Raw genomic sequence first — 16,059 nt, 5'->3', positions numbered from 1 at the left:
TCCGAAAGGCCAAGGGTCGTGCGCAACCACCTCGACCACCGTCACCTCGCCGCCGTGCGCAACCTGGGCATCCTCGCCCACGTCGACGCCGGCAAGACCACCGTCACCGAGCGGATCCTGTATGCCACCGGCACCACGCACAAGCGCGGCGAGGTCCACGACGGCACGACCGTCACCGACTTCGACCCCCAGGAACGCGACCGCGGCATCACGATCTTCGCCGCGGCCGTCAGCTGCGACTGGAACGGTCACCGCGTCAACCTGATCGACACCCCCGGACACGTCGACTTCGCCGACGAGGTGGAGCGTGCCCTGCGGGTCCTCGACGGGGCGGTGGCGGTGTTCGACGCCGTCGCCGGCGTGGAACCGCAGAGCGAGTCCGTGTGGCGGCAGGCCGACCGGCACGGCGTACCGAGGATCGCCTTCGTCAACAAGATGGACCGCGCGGGCGCCGACCTCGACACCGCCGTCGCCTCCCTCCGCGCCCGACTGCACCCCGTCCCGCTCGTCGTCCACCTCCCCATCGGCACCGAGGACACCTTCACCGGTGTCGTGGACCTGCTCCGCCTGCGGGCACTGACCTGGGGCGACGGCAGCGACACCGCCGTCGAGGGGGAGGTGCCGGAAGGGCTGCGGGAGGAGGCGCTGCGCAGGCGCCGGCTCCTGGAGGAGGCGGTCGCGGAACGCCACCCGGCCGCGCTGGAGGAGTTCTGCGACCGCGAGACGCTCTCCGCCGAGACCCTCACCACCGCCCTGCGGGACCTGACCCGCACGGGTGACGGGGTTGTCGTGCTGTGCGGATCGGCCTACCGGAACCGAGGGATCGAACCGCTGCTGGACGCCGTCGTCGACTATCTGCCGTCGCCGTTGGACGTGCCGGCGGTACGCGGGATCCGGGATGGTGTCCACGGTGTGCGGAACGGGCGGAGTGGGGCGACGGTCGACGGCAGCCATCCGGCCGCAGACCGTATGCACCATGCTGCGGGCCATATGGACCCTGCTGCCGACCGTATGCACGGTTCGGTCGACCGTGTGCCGCACACCGCCGGCGAGCGACGCCCCGCCGACCCGGCCGCTCCGTTCGCCGCCCTCGCCTTCAAGGTCGGCGCCACCCCCACCGGCCGGCTCACCTACCTGCGGGTGTACTCCGGAACGATCGAGAAGGGAGACCCGGTGTGGGAGTCCGGCACCGGGCGGGTCGAGCGGATCGGCCGCATCCTGCGGGTGCAGGCCGACCGGCATGCCCAGGTGGACCGTGCGGTCGCGGGCGACATCGTGGCCGTGGTCGGGCTGAAGTCGGCCCGGCCGGGCTCGACCCTGTGCGCCCCCGGTGACCCGCTGGTCCTGGAGCCGCCCGGTGTCGCCGACCCGGTCGTGTCGGTGGCGGTCGAGGCGTCCCGGAGCACCGACACCGACCGGCTGGCCTCGGCGCTCGCCCGGCTGACGGAGGAGGATCCGTCGCTGGTCGTGCGGACCGATCCCGAGACCGGGCAGACCGTGCTGTCGGGAATGGGCGAACTGCACCTGGAGGTGGCGGTGGAGAAGATCCGGCGCTCCCTCGGGCTGGACGTCAACGTCGGCCGTCCCAGGGTGACCTACCGGGAGACGGTGGGCCGCGGGGTGTCCGGTGTGGTGTACCGGCATGTCAAACAGGACGGCGGGGCCGGGCAGTTCGCGCACGTCGTGCTCGATGTGGAGCCGCTGGAGGACGGGTTCGAGTTCCGTTCGTCGGTCGTCGGCGGACGGGTGCCGCAGGAGTACGTGCGGGCCGTCGAGGCCGGCTGCCGGGACGCCCTCGCCGAGGGCCCCCTCGGCGGTCACCCGGTGACGGGGCTGCGGGTCACCCTGACCGACGGGGCGACCCATGTGAAGGACTCCTCCGACACGGCCTTCCGTACGGCGGCCCGGTTCGCGCTCCGGGAAGCCCTGAGGGCCTGTGCGATGGTCCTGCTGGAACCGGTCGTCGACGTCACGGTCACCGTGCCCGAGGACGCGGTCGGCGGAGTCCTCGGTGACCTCGCCGCCCGCCGCGGCCGGGTCACCGAGTCGGTGGTCCGCGGCGGGTCCGCGGTGGTCACCGCCACCGTCCCGCTGGCGGAACTGTTCGGCTACGCCACCGGGCTGCGCAGCCGAACCCAGGGCCGCGGCACCTTCACGGCCCGGCCGACCGGGTACGCCCCGGCGCCCGCGGCGGCGATGACGCCGTAGGTCCTGCCGCCTCCCTCGGGGGCCTCTGTCTCCTGTACACGGAGCCCCCGAGGGCCACATCGGAGTCGATCGTCAGCCGTATGGTATGCGGTATGCGGTATGCGGTATGCGGTATGCGGTATGCGGTATGCGGTATGCGGTATGCGGGAAACCTCTCAGGGATACGACACCACCGTCGACGGCACGGTCGAGGCCCCCGACGTCGGCGCCCCGGTGTCGTTGATCACCGCCTCGTACTGGCCCTTGCCGCCGAGGGAGATCACCAGCAGGTCGTGGAACTTCACGCCGGGGGTGTTCGGGGCGGCGAAGCCGTGGTGCTGCACGATCGTGGGGTCGACGTTGTAGTAGCAGTAGCTGCCCAGGCCCCACGCCTCGTGGGTGGTGACGTCGTCGCCGACCTTGTAGGCGGCGTACCCCTTGAGCGGGCCGTTCTGGACAGCGGCCTGGTTCGGCGCGTCGTAGGCCTTCTCGTTCTGGAAGAAGATGGTGCGGCCGCGCTGGCCGTACCACTGCACGTCGTACTTGTTGAAGTGCTCCACGAACAGTCCGGTGGCGAGCACATCGTGGCCGTTGACGACGACGCCGTAGTCGGCGCGGTTGGTCTCCCAGCCGACGCCGTTGCTGTGGTCGGCGCGCCAGACCCAGGTGTGGTCGACGATGGTGTGCCGGCTGTTGACGACCAGGCTGGCGGTTGCCAGGCCGGCACCCGCGCCGCCGATCCGGACGAACACGTCCTTAACGGCAGCGTTCTTGAGAGCGCTCTCTCCTCGCTGAATGCTTCAACTACCCGAAGACGTACGTCAAGTGGTGGCACACGAGTTCCCCGAGTGACGCCGCACCGCGCGACCCTGGCGACAGGGGTGCGGGGCGCCCCGTCACGAGCGCCGCCGCTGGTTGCGTCGGTCAGCAGTCCCGCAGCTCCGCCGACTGGTTCAGCACCTGTGCCCGGGTGGAGGTGAACCGGGCGTAGGTCTGCCCGTGGCGGGCCTCCGGGCGGAACGCGGCCACCCGGTGGCAGTTCTGGAAGGCGAGGGCCACGCCGAAGTGGCGTTCCAGGCTGCCACGGATCGCGTCACTGGCGAGGGCCCGCAGCAGCTGGCCGCGCTCCTGCTCGGACGGCGGCGGGGTCTGGTTGTCGGTGAACTCGGTGATACCGGCGTGCAGTCGGACGGAGAGGGACTCCACGAGGTCGTAGGCGTACGGCAGTGACGTGCGGACGGTGTCGATGAAGTCCGCCTCGCGGATGTCACCGGCTTCGGCCTCGGCGAGGAGCTTCGGGGAGACGTCGAGAGACATGGGTGTCCTGTTTCTGTTGATCCTGTGGCGGGGGAACCGCCGGGGTGGTCAGAGGAGCGACGCGGGGCCGGGGACGAACTCCGGGTCCACCTGGGTCGCCAGGTCGTGGCCCGTCGCCGTGTCCGCCCAGGCGCGGGCGTTGCGCAGGTGGAACTCGACGGCGTGCCGGTGGAGGGTGGGCCAGTCCTTGGGGCGGGCGTCCACCGTCTCGCGCAGCACGGTGAGTGCGTGCCGGTTGTCCGCCTCCAACTCACCGTGCGGTGTGCCGCGTTCGGCCGAGCGGACCCAGGGGGACAGGGCCAGGTGGGTGAGCAGGTCGTCGCCCACCTGCTCCTTGAGGAAGAGCAGATCGTCCTCGCCGGTCACCTTGTTGCCGACCACGGCGAGCGGGATGCCGAACTCGGCCGCGTGGTCGCGGTACTGGCGGTAGACGGAGACGCCCCTGCGGGTGGGTTCGGCCACCAGGAACGTCATGTCGAAGCGGGTGAACAGGCCCGAGGCGAAGGCGTCGGCGCCCGCGGTCATGTCGACGACGACGTACTCGCCGGGGCCGTCGACGAGATGTCCGAGGTAGAGCTCGACGGCGCCGAGCTTGGAGTGGTAGCAGGCCACGCCCAGGTCGCTCTCGTCGAACGCGCCGGTGACCATCAGCGGTACGCCGCCGACCCGTTGGACGTGGCGGGTGTGCAACGCGTCCTCGCCCAGCAGGCGCAGCAGGCGTGAACCCCGGCCCGGCGGGGTGGTCTTGACCATCGCCTCACGGGAGGCGATCCGCGGGTTGGTGCCGCGCAGGAGGTCCTTGATCTCACCCGTGTGCGCGGCCAGGGGCGGAGCGGTGAACGGGCCGGCGCCGGGGTCGAGCGCCTCGGCCAGGTGCTGGTTGATGTCGCCGTCGACGGCCAGCACAGGTGCGCCGGACCGTGCCAGTTCGCGGGCGAACAGCGCCGACAGGGTGGTCTTGCCACTGCCGCCCTTGCCGACGAACGCGACGCGCATCTAGCGGCCCACCGTTTTGAAAATGAATGTCATGTTGCTAGGTTTAGGGCTCGCTCGTGATCACTGTCAAGTCGGGAGTCGGGGGGGTGCGGTGTCGTGTCGGGTCGCGCGGTGATCATCGGCGGAGGCCTTAATGCATATGATTTGCAAGTGCACACCTACTGCATAAAGACCGCGGGTCCCGACGACCTCGACGGTGCCCGTGTCGTCATGCTCGACACCGTCTACCGCGACTTCGGCACCGGATACGTCCCCCGCTGGCACGGCGACATCATCGATCCGGCCGCCGCCTACCTCACCCCGGTCCGCCACACCCTGCTGGTGGCGCGGGACGGCGTCGACGGCGACGTCGTGGCCACCGCCGCGCTGGACTCCCGCGGGCCCGCCCACCCGCCGAACCCGAAACACGTCGCCGCACGCTTCCCGTCCGGCGAGAGCGCGCAGTTGCGCCGGGTCTACGTCCGCCCCGCACACCGGCGGCGCGGACTCGCCCGCCGGCTCGTCGCGGAACTCCTCGCCTTCGCCGCCGCCGACGGCGGATACCGCTCCGTCTACCTGCACACCGACCCGACCGTCGAGGGAGCCGAGAGCTTCTGGCGGTCGCTGGGCAAGGTCGTGCACGACGAACGCGAGGACCCCGGCGGCGGCCAGCCAGTCGTCCACTTCGAGGTCCCCCTGCCCTCCCTCACCCCCTAGGTCTGCCCCATGCGCACTCCCCGCCCCCGCCTGCTCACCGCCTTCCTGCTGGCCCCGCTGCTCACCGGCTGCTTCGCCGCCACCGGCGACACCGCGGCGAAGCCCGACGGCAAGGACGGCGCACGGCTGCGCGTCGCCCTCGCCTTCCCGCCCACCCAGAACCTCTCCCCGTACGGCGCCGACGCCACGATCCTCAGCCGCCTCGGCGTGACCGAGGGCCTGACCGCCCTCGACGCCAACGGCTCCGCCGCCCCCGCCCTCGCCTCCTCCTGGCGCCGCGAGAACGACCGCACCTGGCTGTTCACCCTGCGCGAGGCCCTCTTCCAGGACGGCACGGACGTCACTCCCGCCGCCGTGGTCACCGCCCTCACCCGCGCCGGCCGCGCCGCGCCCGCCCCCGCCGCCCTGGCCGGGGTCACCCTCACGGCCCGTGCGCAGGGCGCGACGGGCGTACGGATCACCACGGCCGCACCCGACCCCGCACTGCCGCTGCGACTGGCCGGGCCCGGCCTCGCCGTGTTGGCCCCGAAGGCCTACGCGGACGAGGACACGGTCGACCCGGTCGGCACCGCCACCGGCCCCTTCGCCCTCACCCAGATCACCGGCACCACCTCCGCAACCCTCGACCGCTTCGACGGCCACTGGGCGGGCCGTGCCCACGCCTCCGGCATCGACGCCCGCTTCATCGCCGACGGCACCGCCCGCGCCAACGCCCTGCGCACCGGGCAGGTCGACATCGCCGAGGCGATACCCGTCTCCCAGGCCGCCGCGCTCGACCCCGACAGCCGCCGCGAGACCGCCACCACCCGCACCACCAGCCTCCACCTCAACACGAAGTCGGGCCCCTTCAAGGACCCCGCACTGCGCGCCGCGGCCCGGGCCGCCGTCGACACCGAAGCCCTCGCCCACGGCGTCTACGAAGGACACGCCGACCCGGGGGCCGGGCTGTTCGGCCCCGCCGTCACCTGGGCGCAGGCCAAGCGGGTCACCCCCGGCGGACGCGCGCGGGCGGGGCGGCCCGACGGCGCCTCCATCACCCTCGCCACCTACGACAACCGGCCCGAACTCCCCGAATCCGCCCAGGTGTTGAAGCAGCAGCTGGAGAAGGCCGGGTTCACCGTGAAGCTGGAGGTGCGCGAGTACGCACGGCTGGAGAGCGACGCGCTCGCCGGAACGTTCGACGCCGTCGTCGGCGCCCGCAACAGCCTCCTCGACACCGGCGACCCGGTCTCCCTGCTCGACAGCGACTTCACCTGCGACGGCGGCTACAACCTGGCCCTGCTGTGCGACAGCGACGTCGACCGGGCCGTCGAGCGGGCCCGGACGGTCGCCGACACCGGCAAGCGGCAGGACGCCGCCCTGGCCGCGGAGGCCGAGATCCTGGCGACCGACGCCGTGGTCCCCCTGGTCCACCAGCGTGTCGTCACCGGGGTCGCGGACACCGTCGGCGGGGTACTCCTCGACCCGTACGAGCGCACCCTGGTCGGCACCGGCACCCGGCGCTGAACCGCATGGGAAGCAGGATGGGCAGGGCGGCCACCCCGCTGTGGCGGGCCGGACTGACGGCGGCGCTGCTGTGCGGGATCGGGCTGCTGCCCTGGCTCTCCCACACCGACCCGGCGCTCACCGTCCTCAAGGCCCGCTCCGCCGACCGCGACCCGGACCCGGCGGCGCTGGCCGCCGTACGTGCTCAACTCGGTCTGGAAGAAAGCCCGTTGATGCTCCTGTGGCGGTGGCTCGGCGGGCTGTGGCGGGGGGACGCCGGACGGTCCTGGATCTCCGGCGCCGAGGTCACCCCCGCCGTCACCCAGGCCCTGGGCGCGTCCCTGCTGCTGATGGCGGTGTCCCTCGTCGTCGCCTGCGGCACGGCCGCCGCGGTGTGCGCCCGCACGCTGCACCTCGGCGCCCGGCGCCGGCTCCACGGACGGACCCCGGGCGGGTCGATCCCCGCCGTTCTCGCCGCGCTGCCCGAGTTCCTCACCGCGTCCGTCCTCGCCACCGTCGTCGGCGTACACCTCGGCTGGCTGCCCGCCCTCGGCTGGTACGGCCCGCAGTGGACCGTCCTCCCCGCCCTCGCCCTCGGCCTGCCCGCCGGCGCCGTCCTCGGCCGCCTCCTCGACGACCAGCTGCCCGCCGCCTTCGCCGAACCCTGGGCCACGGCCGCCGCCTCGCGCGGCCTCCCCGGCCGCAAGGTCGCCCGCCACGCGCTGCACCGCTGCCTGCCCGGACTGCTGCCCAACCTGGGGCTGTTCGCCGTGGGACTGACCGGAGGGGCCGTCGCCGTGGAGCAGATCTTCGACATCCCCGGCCTGGGCCGCACGATCCTCCAGGCCGCGCTCGCCCAGGACCTCCCCGTCCTCCAGGCCGGCACGCTCGCGCTCGTCGCGCTCGCCGCCGTCACGACGGCCGCCGCCCGCCTCGCCGTGGGTCGGCTCGCCGGTCCCGCGTTGCGGGACGGGGCGCTGCATACACTCCACCGGCCATCGCAGGCGGTACCTCGGCGACGGCGGACAGTCGACCGGGCCTCGCCTGCGGTGCACCGTCCACCGCAGACAGTCGACCGGACCTCGCCTGCGGTGCACCGTGCACCGCGGGCAGTCGACCGGCCACCGCATCCGGTGCACCGGCCGCCGCATACACGCGGCAGGTCACCGTATGCACTGCTCAGGCGATCGCATACGGTCCACGGACCGCCGTCGACCGCCCGCAGGATCCTGCCCATCGCATACGGCTCCGCCCTCGCATACGGCCCCGCCGGCGCCTACGGCCTTCTCCTCGCCGTCGTCATCGCCCTCGGTCTCCCCCGTGACCCCCTCGCCGTCGAGACGGCACACCGCCTCCAAGCACCCACCTCCACCCACCCCTTCGGTACCGACGCCCTCGGCAGGGACCTGCTCGCCCGCGTCGCCCACGGCGCTCTCGACACGCTCCTCCTGGCGGTCGTGGTCAGTGCGGCGGCCCTGGTCGCGGGTGTGCTGCTCGGGCTGCTGCCCCGGCTGTCCGGGCCGCTCGTGGACACCGTCAACGCCGTGCCGCCCGTCGCGGCCGCGCTGCTCGTCACCGCGTTGTGGGGCGGCGGTGAGACGACTCCCGCGGTCGCGGTGGCCGTCGTGGCGTGGGCGCCGCTCGCCGCGCACACCTCCGCGCTGCTGCGGCAGGAGCGGGCCACCCTGCACCTGGCCGCCACCCGTGCTCTCGGCGCCGGGCGCTGGTACCTGTTGCGCCGGGCGATCCTGCCCGCCGTGGTGCCGCCGGTGGTCCGCCACGCCGTGCTGCGGCTGCCCGGCATCGCCCTCGGGCTCGCATCGCTCGGCTTCCTCGGACTCGGCGCCCAACCACCCTCCCCCGAATGGGGTTTGCTGCTCGCCGAGAACCAGCCCTACGTCGAACGCGCCCCCTGGGCCGTACTGGCCCCCGCCACCGTCCTCGCCCTGCTGGGCGCCCTCGCGGTCACCGCAACAGGAGCCGCCGACAGGCGAGTCGGGAAGGACCGATGAACCCGCTCCGGCTCCCGCCGCTCCTGCGGCTGCTCGTTCTCACCCAACTCGCCTTCAACATCGGCTTCTTCGCGGTGCTGCCGTTCCTGTCCGAGCATCTGGGCGGGGCCGTCGGGATGGCGGGATGGCTCGTGGGTTTCGTGCTGGGGCTGCGGACCTTCAGCCAGCAGGGGCTGTTCGTGGTCGGCGGTGCCCTGGCCGACCGTTACGGGGTGCGGCCCGTCGTCCTGGCCGGCTGTGCGCTGCGGATCGCCGGGTTCGTCTGGCTTGGTTACGCCGAGCGGGCCTGGGCGGTGACCGGGGCCGTGCTGCTCGTCGGGTTCGCCGCCGCGCTCTTCTCCCCGGCGGTCGAGTCCGAGGTGGCCCGGCAGGCCGTCGCGCACGAGGAGGCGGGCGGCGGGTCCCGCACCCGGGTGCTGGCCCTGTTCACGGTCGCCGGACAGGCCGGGGCGTTCGTCGGTCCGCTGCTGGGCGCGCTGCTGCTGTCGGTCGACTTCCGGGCCGTGTGCCTCGCCGGCGCCGGCGTCTTCGTCCTGGTGCTCGCCGCGCACGCCGTGCTGCTGCCGCAGCACCTGCCCGGCCGGGAGCGCGTCGAAGTCCGGAGCGGCATCGGCCCGTTGCTGCGCAACCGCAGCTTCCTCGCCCTGTGCTGCGCCTACGGCGCCTACCTCCTCGCCTACAACCAGTTCTACCTCGCCCTGCCCGCCGAGGTGGAGCGCGCGGCGGGTTCGCAGGCGCCGCTGGCCTGGCTGTTCGCGCTGTCGTCGCTGCTGGTGGTGACCGCCCAACTGCCCGTCACCCGCTGGGCGGGGGAACGCATCGGCACCCGCCGTTCGGCGGCGGCCGGGCTGGGGCTGATCGCCGCGGGGTTCACGGTGGTCGCCGCGGCCCTGCCCGCCGGGCGGACCGGGACGACGGGGCTGCTGCCCGCCGTGGGGTTCGCCGTGCTGCTGACCCTCGGTCAGATGCTGGTCGCCCCCGCCGTCCGCGCCTGGGTCCCCGACCTCGCGGAGCGGGGCCGACTCGGCCTGTACACCGGGGCGTTGTCGTCGCTCTCCGGGCTCATCGTGCTGCTCGGCAGCGCGGCCACCGGCACACTCCTCGACACCGGGCTCCCGCCGGCCGTGCCCTGGCTGCTGCTGGCCGCGGTACCGGTCGCCGCGATCGCCCTGCTGCCGGGCCGGGGCCGCCCACACCGTCGCGCCGACGCAGCCGACGCAGCCGACGCAGCCGACGCAGCCGACGCAGCCGAAGCCGTCGACACTGCCGTACAACCGGACACGCCACGGCCGTAGACGCAGGCGAGGCGTCTGCCCGAGCGCCCAGCCGAACACATGCGCCCAGCCGAACACACCTGCCCAGCCGAACAGGACTTGCCCAGCCGAACACACCCGCCAGTCCGAACACACCCGCCAGTGAGGCCATACGGAAGGGCCCGGACCGTCCGTGACGGTGCGGGCCCTTTCCCGTGGGGGGCGGTGGAGGAAGGGGTGAACCCCTGTGCGGTCTAGGCGAGTTCCAGCACCCGCTGCTCCGCCGGACGGGCCGCGCGGACCCGGGAGGTGCGGTACAGCCACAGCACGTCGCGGCCGAAGGACCAGAGCAGGGTGCCGAGGGCCAGCAGCATGACGGCGACGTTGCCGCTGTGGGGGAGGAGGTCCGCGCCCGCGACCAGCAGGCAGATGCCCTGGAGGGCGGCGACGGTCTTGCGGGCCATGCTCGGCGGGAGCGGGGCGTTGAGCCAGGGGGCGACGCGGGCGGCGGCGACGAAGACGTACCGCATCGCGCCGACCAGCAGCACCCACGGGCCGAGCGCCATGGAGACGTACACGCTCAGGACCAGGATGAGGAACGCGTCGACCTCCATGTCGAAGCGCGCGCCCAGCGCGGTGGAGGTGCCGGTGCGGCGGGCGACCTTGCCGTCGACGCCGTCGAGGATCAGGGCGACGGCGGTGAGGCCGACCAGCAGGGTCACCGGCGGGGTGGACTCGAAGGAGTCGGCGACCAGGGCGGTCACCCCGCCGACGAGGGTGGCGCGGCCGAGGGTGACCCGGTTGGCGGGGCCGAAGGAGCGCAGTCGTGAGCGGTGCAGTGCCCGGGAGAGGACGGCCCAGGTGGCGACGGCGAAGACGAGGCCGGTGACCCAGCCCGCCGGCCCCATGCCGATCGCCGAACCGAGCAGGGCCAGCAGCAGGATCTGGACGCCCGCCCCCACAGCGGTCTCCTGCTGGACCAGCCTTGCGTCGTAAGTGTTGTTCAGGGCCACCGCACATTCCTCCGGCCAGGTGACAGAGATGATCAGTGCCGCGTACTGTGCGCGACCTGTGCACACCTCGGTACGTGCACCGGTTGCAGATCGTTCAGCAGATCGTTCAGGAGGATGACGATGGACCGCAGCGGACGCGCGTTCTGGATCGACGCCCCGGGCCGCGGCGGGATACGGGACGTGGCCCTGCCGGAGCCCGCTGAGGGCGAGGTCGTCGTCCGTTCGCTGTACTCCGGGATCAGCCGTGGCACGGAGACCCTCGTCTTCCGCGGACAGGTGCCCGAGAGCCAGCACACGGTCATGCGGGCACCGTTCCAGGAGGGCGACTTCCCGGCGCCCGTGAAGTACGGCTACCTCAACGTCGGGGTGGTGGAGGAGGGACCGGCACGGCTCGTCGGGCGGACGGTCTTCTGTCTCTATCCGCATCAGACGCGGTACGTCGTCCCCGAGACGGCCGTGACGGTCGTACCGGACGTCGTGCCCGCCGGACGGGCCGTGCTCGCCGGCACCGTGGAGACCGCCGTCAACGCGCTGTGGGACGCGAAGCCCCTGGTCGGGGACCGGATCGCGGTGGTCGGCGGCGGCATGGTCGGCTGCTCGGTCGCCGCGCTGCTGGCCCGCTTCCCCGGCGTGCGCGTCCAGCTGGTGGACGCCGACCCGGCGCGCGCGAAGACCGCGGAGGCGCTCGGCGTCGGCTTCGCGCTACCCGGGGACGCGCTCGGCGGCTGCGACCTGGTCGTGCACGCCAGCGCCACCGAGCAGGGCCTGACCCGGTCACTGGAACTGCTCCGCGCGGAGGGCACCGTCCTCGAACTGAGCTGGTACGGCGACCGCAGGATCGCGCTGCCGCTCGGCGAGGCCTTCCACTCGCGCCGGCTGGTGATCCGCAGCAGTCAGGTCGGCACCGTCTCCCCGGCCCGCGCCGACCGCAGCTACGCCGACCGGCTCGCGCTCGCCCTCGACCTGCTGGCCGATCCGGCGCTCGACGCGCTCGTCACGGGGGAAAGCGCGTTCGAGGAGCTTCCGGAGGTGATGCCGGCGCTGGCATCGGGCGAGATCCCCGCGCTCTGCCACCGTGTCAGGTACCCGTCGGACAGCAGCATGAGCGCCTGACCTGAGAAAAGAGTGAGATCGCTCTGAACACGGGGAAGTCGAGAGCCGTACTACACGGCATCCCCCGGCGGCCAACGGCCGGGGGACCAGACGCGCCGCACCTGGAGGGTCGTCCGTTGTTCAGTGTCACCGTCCGCGATCACATCATGATCGCCCACAGCTTCCGCGGCGAGGTCTTCGGACCCGCGCAGCGCCTGCACGGAGCGACGTTCCTGGTGGACGCCACGTTCCGCCGCGAGCAGCTGGACGACGACAACATCGTCGTCGACATCGGACTGGCCACCCAGGAGCTCGGGGCCGTGGTCAGCGAGCTGAACTACCGCAACCTGGACAACGAGCCCGACTTCGCCGGGGTCAACACCTCCACGGAGTTCCTCGCCAAGGTCGTCGCGGACCGGCTCGCCGAGCGCATCCACAAGGGCGCCCTCGGCGAGGGCGCACGCGGTATCGCCTCGCTCTCCGTCACCCTGCACGAGTCGCACATCGCCTGGGCGAGTTACGAGCGTGCGCTGTGACCGAGGTGACCCTGGCGAAGGCCCCGCTCGCCTACGTGCCCGCCCAGACCGCGGCACCCAAGACCCCCACGGCTCCGACGCCCCGGAAGGCGGGTGACCTCATCCCCATGTCCCTGCGCTCCGTGCACTTCGTCATGCCGGGCGGGGTCTACGACACCGCCAACCCCAGCGGCGGCAACGCCTACGACCGCCGGGTCTGCCTGGACCTGCCCGGCTTCGGCTGGCAGGTCCACAAGCACCTGGTGAACGGCCTGTGGCCGCGCCCGGAGACCGCCGCCCGCACCGAACTGGCGCGCACGCTGGCCGACCTCCCCGACGGCACCGTCGTGCTGCTCGACGGGCTCGTCGCCTGCGGCGTCCCGGAGATCGTGGTGCCCGAGGCGGAGCGGCTGCGGCTCGCGGTCCTCGTGCACCTGCCGCTCGGCGACGAGACCGGCCTCGAACCGCTGGTGGCGGCCGAGCTCGATGCCAAGGAGCGCGCCGTGCTGCGGGCGGTGCCCGCGGTGATCGCCACCAGCGACTGGGCGGTGCGCCGCCTCGTCTCGCACCACGGCCTGGCCCCGGAGAAGGTGCACTGCGCCGCCCCCGGCGCCGACATCGCGCCCCTCGCCTCGGGCACCGACGGTGTCTCCCGGCTGCTGTGCGTGGCCGCCGTGACCCCGCGCAAGGGCCAGCACCGGCTGGTGGAGGCGCTGGCCGCGGTGACCGACCTCAGGTGGTCCTGCGTGTGCGTGGGCGGCCTGACCCAGGACCCGGAGTACGTCGCCCATCTGCGCGGCCTCATCCGCGACCACGGCCTCGAGGACCGGCTGGAGCTGGCCGGCCCGAAGGCGGGCGCCGAACTCGACGCCGCGTACGCCTCCGCCGACCTGATGGTCCTCACCTCCTACGCCGAGACCTACGGCATGGCGGTCACCGAGGCCCTCGCCCGCGGCATCCCGGTCCTCGCGACCGACGTCGGCGGGCTGCCCGAGGCCGTCGGCCGCGCCCCCGACGGCGGGATGCCCGGCATCCTCGTCCCGCCGGAGAACCCGGCCGCGCTCGCCGCGGAACTGCGCGGCTGGTTCGGCGAGGCGGACGTACGACGCCGGCTGAAGGCGGCCGCGCGCAGCCGCCGGGCGGCACTGAACGGCTGGGCGTCCACCGCCCAGAGCCTGGCCGGCGTGCTGGGCCGGCTTCCCGGCGAACCCCGGAGGGCGGCATGAGGAAGACGACGGCGAGCCCGGCGGACATGGCGCGGCGCGTGGGGGCCATCCCCACCCAGCCGGGCCCGAAGGAGGCCTCCACCATGACGGACATCGCGACCGGCACCGTCGCCCAGGACGTGACCGGCACCGTGGCCCAGGACGTGACCGGCACCATGGCCCAGGACGTGACCGGCATCGCGACCGGCACCGTGGCGCCGGAAGCGGCGGACAGCGCGACCCCGGATGCGACGGACCGCGTGGCCCTGGATGCGACGGACCGCCTGGCCCTGGATGTGCCGGACGGCGCTGCCGACCCCGACGCGGTGATAGCGGGCGCGGGCCCCGTCACCCGTCCCGGCGAGCGGCCCACCGTACGGCTGCGGGAGGCCGGACCCGAGGACCAGCCCCGGTACGCGCCCGAGTGGCTCCAGCTGCGTGAGCCCGCGGACGCCGCGGCGCGGGCGGTGGACCTGCTGGACCCGCTGCGGATCCGGCTCGCGAACCTGCCGAACGGACGCAGCGGCGGTCTCGCCGTCCACGACCTGGGCTGCGGCACCGGCTCGATGGGCCGCTGGCTCGCGCCCCGCCTGGACGGCGGCCAGCACTGGATCCTGCACGACCGCGACCCCTACCTGCTGCACTTCGCGGCCGTCGCCTCGCCGCGCGCGGCCGCCGACGGCAGCCGGGTCACCGTCGAGACCCGGCGCGGCGACGTCGCCCGGCTCACCCCGGACGCCCTGACCGGCGCCTCCCTCGTCACCGCCTCCGCCCTCCTCGACGTCCTGACCCGCGAGGAGGTCGAGACGCTCGCCGCGGCCTGCGCGGGCGCCGGCTGCCCGGCGCTGCTCACGCTGTCGGTCGCCGGCCGGGTCGAGTTCTCCGCGCCGGACCCGCTGGACGAGGAGCTCGCCGCCGCCTTCAACGACCACCAGCGGCGCGGCGGCCTCCTCGGCCCCGACGCGGTGGGTGTCGCCTGCGAGGCGTTCGCCGACCACGGCGCCACCGTCAAGGTCCACCCGAGCCCCTGGCGGCTCGGCCCCGAGCAGGCCGCGCTCACCGCCCAGTGGCTGCGCGGCTGGGTCGGCGCGGCCGTGGAGCAGCGCCCCGACCTCGCCGAACGTGCCGAGGGCTACCTCGCCAAGCGCCTCACGGCCTGCCAGGCGGGCGAGCTCAGGGTCACCGTCCACCACAGCGACCTGCTCGCCCTGGCCCGGCCGACGGGGCGCGTCTGATGAGCGCCGAGACGGTGGGGGCGCGGGCCGGCACGGCCGCGCCCGCGGTGCGGAGCGAGGGCACCCCGGCCGTACGGCCGCCGCGTGCCCCGTCGGCGGTGCGCACCGGCCCCGCCGTGTCCGAGACCCGCATCGGGGTCATCGTGACCGAGCCGCACCGCACGCCGTCGGCGTGGCGCAGGGTGTTCGCCTCGCGCGCCCTGCGCACCCACTTCGGGAGCGTCGCCGGCGTCGCCATCCTCACGGTGCTGCTGTGGCGGATGGGGACGGGCGTGTTCCTGGACGGGCTGCGCCGGATCGACCTGCCGACCGTGCTGGTCGCGCTCGGCATCGGCGCCGTCACCACCGTCTTCAGCGCCTGGCGGTGGGCGCTGGTGGCCCGCGGGCTGCGCATCCGGCTGCCGTTCGGCGCGGCGGTCGCGGACTACTACCGGGCGCTGTTCCTGAACGCGGCCCTGCCCGGCGGCATCCTCGGCGACGTGCACCGCGCCGTGCGGCACGGGCAGAGCGCCGGTGACGTCGGGCGCGGTGTACGGGCGGTCGTGCTGGAGCGCACGGCGGGACAGCTCGCGCTGGCCGGCGCGGGCGTAACGGTCCTGCTGGTGCTGCCGTCCCCGGTCATGGGCCGGCTGCGCGGCCTCGCCCCGCTGGTCCTGCTGGCCGGGGCGGGGGCACTCGCCGTGGTGCTCGCGCTGCGCATGAACTCCTCCCGGCCGCGCCCCGCCGGACGCCTGAGCAGGGCGCTGGCGGAGGCGCGCGAGGGGCTGCTGTCGCGGCGCAACGGGCCCGGGGTGGCCGTGTCGTCGCTGGTCGTGCTCGCCGGGTACGTCGCGATGTTCGTCGTCGCCGCCCGGGTGGCCGGCTCCGGCGCCTCCGTGCTCGCCCTGCTGCCGATCGCGATGCTCGCCCTGCTGGCGATGGCCGTGCCGCTGAACGTCGGCGGCTGGGGACCCCGCGAGGGCGTCACCGCCTGGGCGTTCGGCGCGGCCGGCCTCGGCGCGGACACCGGCCTGTCGGTGGCGGTGGTGTACGGCGTGCTCAGCTTCGTGGCCG

General features: G+C 73.8%; 12 protein-coding genes and 2 pseudogenes. 10 read left to right on the top strand and 4 right to left on the bottom strand.

Annotation, left to right across the window (positions count from 1 at the left end):
- Window positions 1-18: 18 nt before the first annotated feature.
- Complete coding sequence (locus AQJ58_RS06380; protein ID WP_067245929.1) at window positions 19-2,208, top strand: elongation factor G; 2,190 nt, start codon at window positions 19-21, stop codon at window positions 2,206-2,208.
- A 155-nt stretch (window positions 2,209-2,363) separates the two neighbouring features.
- On the opposite strand, the pseudogene AQJ58_RS06375 reads toward AQJ58_RS06380, so the two are convergent.
- The 3 genes and pseudogenes from AQJ58_RS06375 to AQJ58_RS06365 form a co-directional block, all read right to left on the bottom strand.
- Window positions 2,364-2,948 (bottom strand): annotated as a pseudogene (locus AQJ58_RS06375) (coagulation factor 5/8 type domain-containing protein); the annotation flags it as partial.
- A 163-nt stretch (window positions 2,949-3,111) separates the two neighbouring features.
- Complete coding sequence (locus AQJ58_RS06370) at window positions 3,112-3,504, bottom strand: SCO5389 family protein (RefSeq protein WP_067245927.1); 393 nt, start codon at window positions 3,502-3,504, stop codon at window positions 3,112-3,114.
- A gap of 48 nt (window positions 3,505-3,552) precedes the next feature.
- Window positions 3,553-4,500 (bottom strand): ATP-binding protein, encoded by a 948-nt coding sequence (locus AQJ58_RS06365; RefSeq protein ID WP_067245925.1) that lies wholly within the window; start codon window positions 4,498-4,500, stop codon window positions 3,553-3,555.
- A 210-nt stretch (window positions 4,501-4,710) separates the two neighbouring features.
- Here AQJ58_RS06365 and AQJ58_RS06360 point away from each other — a divergent pair, with 210 nt between their 5' ends.
- Genes AQJ58_RS06360 through AQJ58_RS06340 form a run of 4 tightly spaced genes read left to right on the top strand, consistent with a single transcriptional unit; the run spans window position 4,711 to window position 9,988 of the window.
- Entirely contained in the window at window positions 4,711-5,196 is a 486-nt protein-coding gene (locus AQJ58_RS06360) for a GNAT family N-acetyltransferase (protein ID WP_079078822.1), read from the top strand.
- 9 nt (window positions 5,197-5,205) lie between these two features.
- The gene (locus AQJ58_RS06355; RefSeq protein ID WP_067245920.1) at window positions 5,206-6,702 is read left to right on the top strand and encodes an ABC transporter substrate-binding protein; all 1,497 of its coding nucleotides are present in this window, start codon (window positions 5,206-5,208) and stop codon (window positions 6,700-6,702) included.
- Between the two features lie 5 nt (window positions 6,703-6,707).
- Window positions 6,708-8,693 (top strand): ABC transporter permease subunit, encoded by a 1,986-nt coding sequence (locus tag AQJ58_RS44245; protein ID WP_079078739.1) that lies wholly within the window; start codon window positions 6,708-6,710, stop codon window positions 8,691-8,693.
- Window positions 8,690-9,988: an MDR family MFS transporter gene (locus AQJ58_RS06340; protein ID WP_079078738.1), complete on the top strand. Its 1,299-nt coding sequence runs from the start codon at window positions 8,690-8,692 to the stop codon at window positions 9,986-9,988. The genes AQJ58_RS44245 and AQJ58_RS06340 overlap by 4 nt, the downstream gene beginning before the upstream one ends.
- A 212-nt stretch (window positions 9,989-10,200) precedes the next feature.
- Here the strand turns inward: AQJ58_RS06340 and AQJ58_RS06335 are convergent, their stop codons facing one another.
- On the bottom strand, window positions 10,201-10,959 hold the full coding sequence (locus AQJ58_RS06335; protein ID WP_067245917.1) for a CDP-alcohol phosphatidyltransferase family protein: 759 nt from the start codon (window positions 10,957-10,959) through the stop codon (window positions 10,201-10,203).
- A 120-nt stretch (window positions 10,960-11,079) separates the two neighbouring features.
- On the opposite strand from AQJ58_RS06335, the gene AQJ58_RS06330 reads away from it, so the two are divergent.
- From AQJ58_RS06330 to AQJ58_RS06310, 5 genes and pseudogenes are all read left to right on the top strand, one after another.
- A complete protein-coding gene (locus tag AQJ58_RS06330) occupies window positions 11,080-12,072 on the top strand; it encodes a zinc-dependent alcohol dehydrogenase (protein ID WP_067245914.1) in 993 nt (330 codons plus the stop codon).
- A gap of 116 nt (window positions 12,073-12,188) precedes the next feature.
- Window positions 12,189-12,587: a 6-pyruvoyl trahydropterin synthase family protein gene (locus AQJ58_RS06325; RefSeq protein ID WP_067245912.1), complete on the top strand. Its 399-nt coding sequence runs from the start codon at window positions 12,189-12,191 to the stop codon at window positions 12,585-12,587.
- Complete coding sequence (locus AQJ58_RS06320; protein ID WP_067245909.1) at window positions 12,584-13,792, top strand: glycosyltransferase family 4 protein; 1,209 nt, start codon at window positions 12,584-12,586, stop codon at window positions 13,790-13,792. The genes AQJ58_RS06325 and AQJ58_RS06320 overlap by 4 nt, the downstream gene beginning before the upstream one ends.
- Window positions 13,789-15,006 (top strand): trans-aconitate methyltransferase, encoded by a 1,218-nt coding sequence (locus AQJ58_RS06315; protein ID WP_324613737.1) that lies wholly within the window; start codon window positions 13,789-13,791, stop codon window positions 15,004-15,006. The genes AQJ58_RS06320 and AQJ58_RS06315 overlap by 4 nt, the downstream gene beginning before the upstream one ends.
- Window positions 15,006-16,010 (top strand): annotated as a pseudogene (locus tag AQJ58_RS06310) (lysylphosphatidylglycerol synthase transmembrane domain-containing protein); the annotation flags it as partial. The gene AQJ58_RS06315 and the pseudogene AQJ58_RS06310, both read left to right, overlap by 1 nt.
- Between the last annotated feature and the right edge of the window lie 49 nt (window positions 16,011-16,059).

Origin of the sequence: Streptomyces sp. DSM 15324 (assembly GCF_001514285.1) — a bacterium.
In the GTDB taxonomy this organism is placed as follows: Bacteria; Actinomycetota; Actinomycetes; order Streptomycetales; family Streptomycetaceae; genus Streptomyces.
The sequence above is the reverse complement of the archived record's forward strand: the minus strand, read 5'-3'. Positions and strand labels throughout refer to the sequence as shown.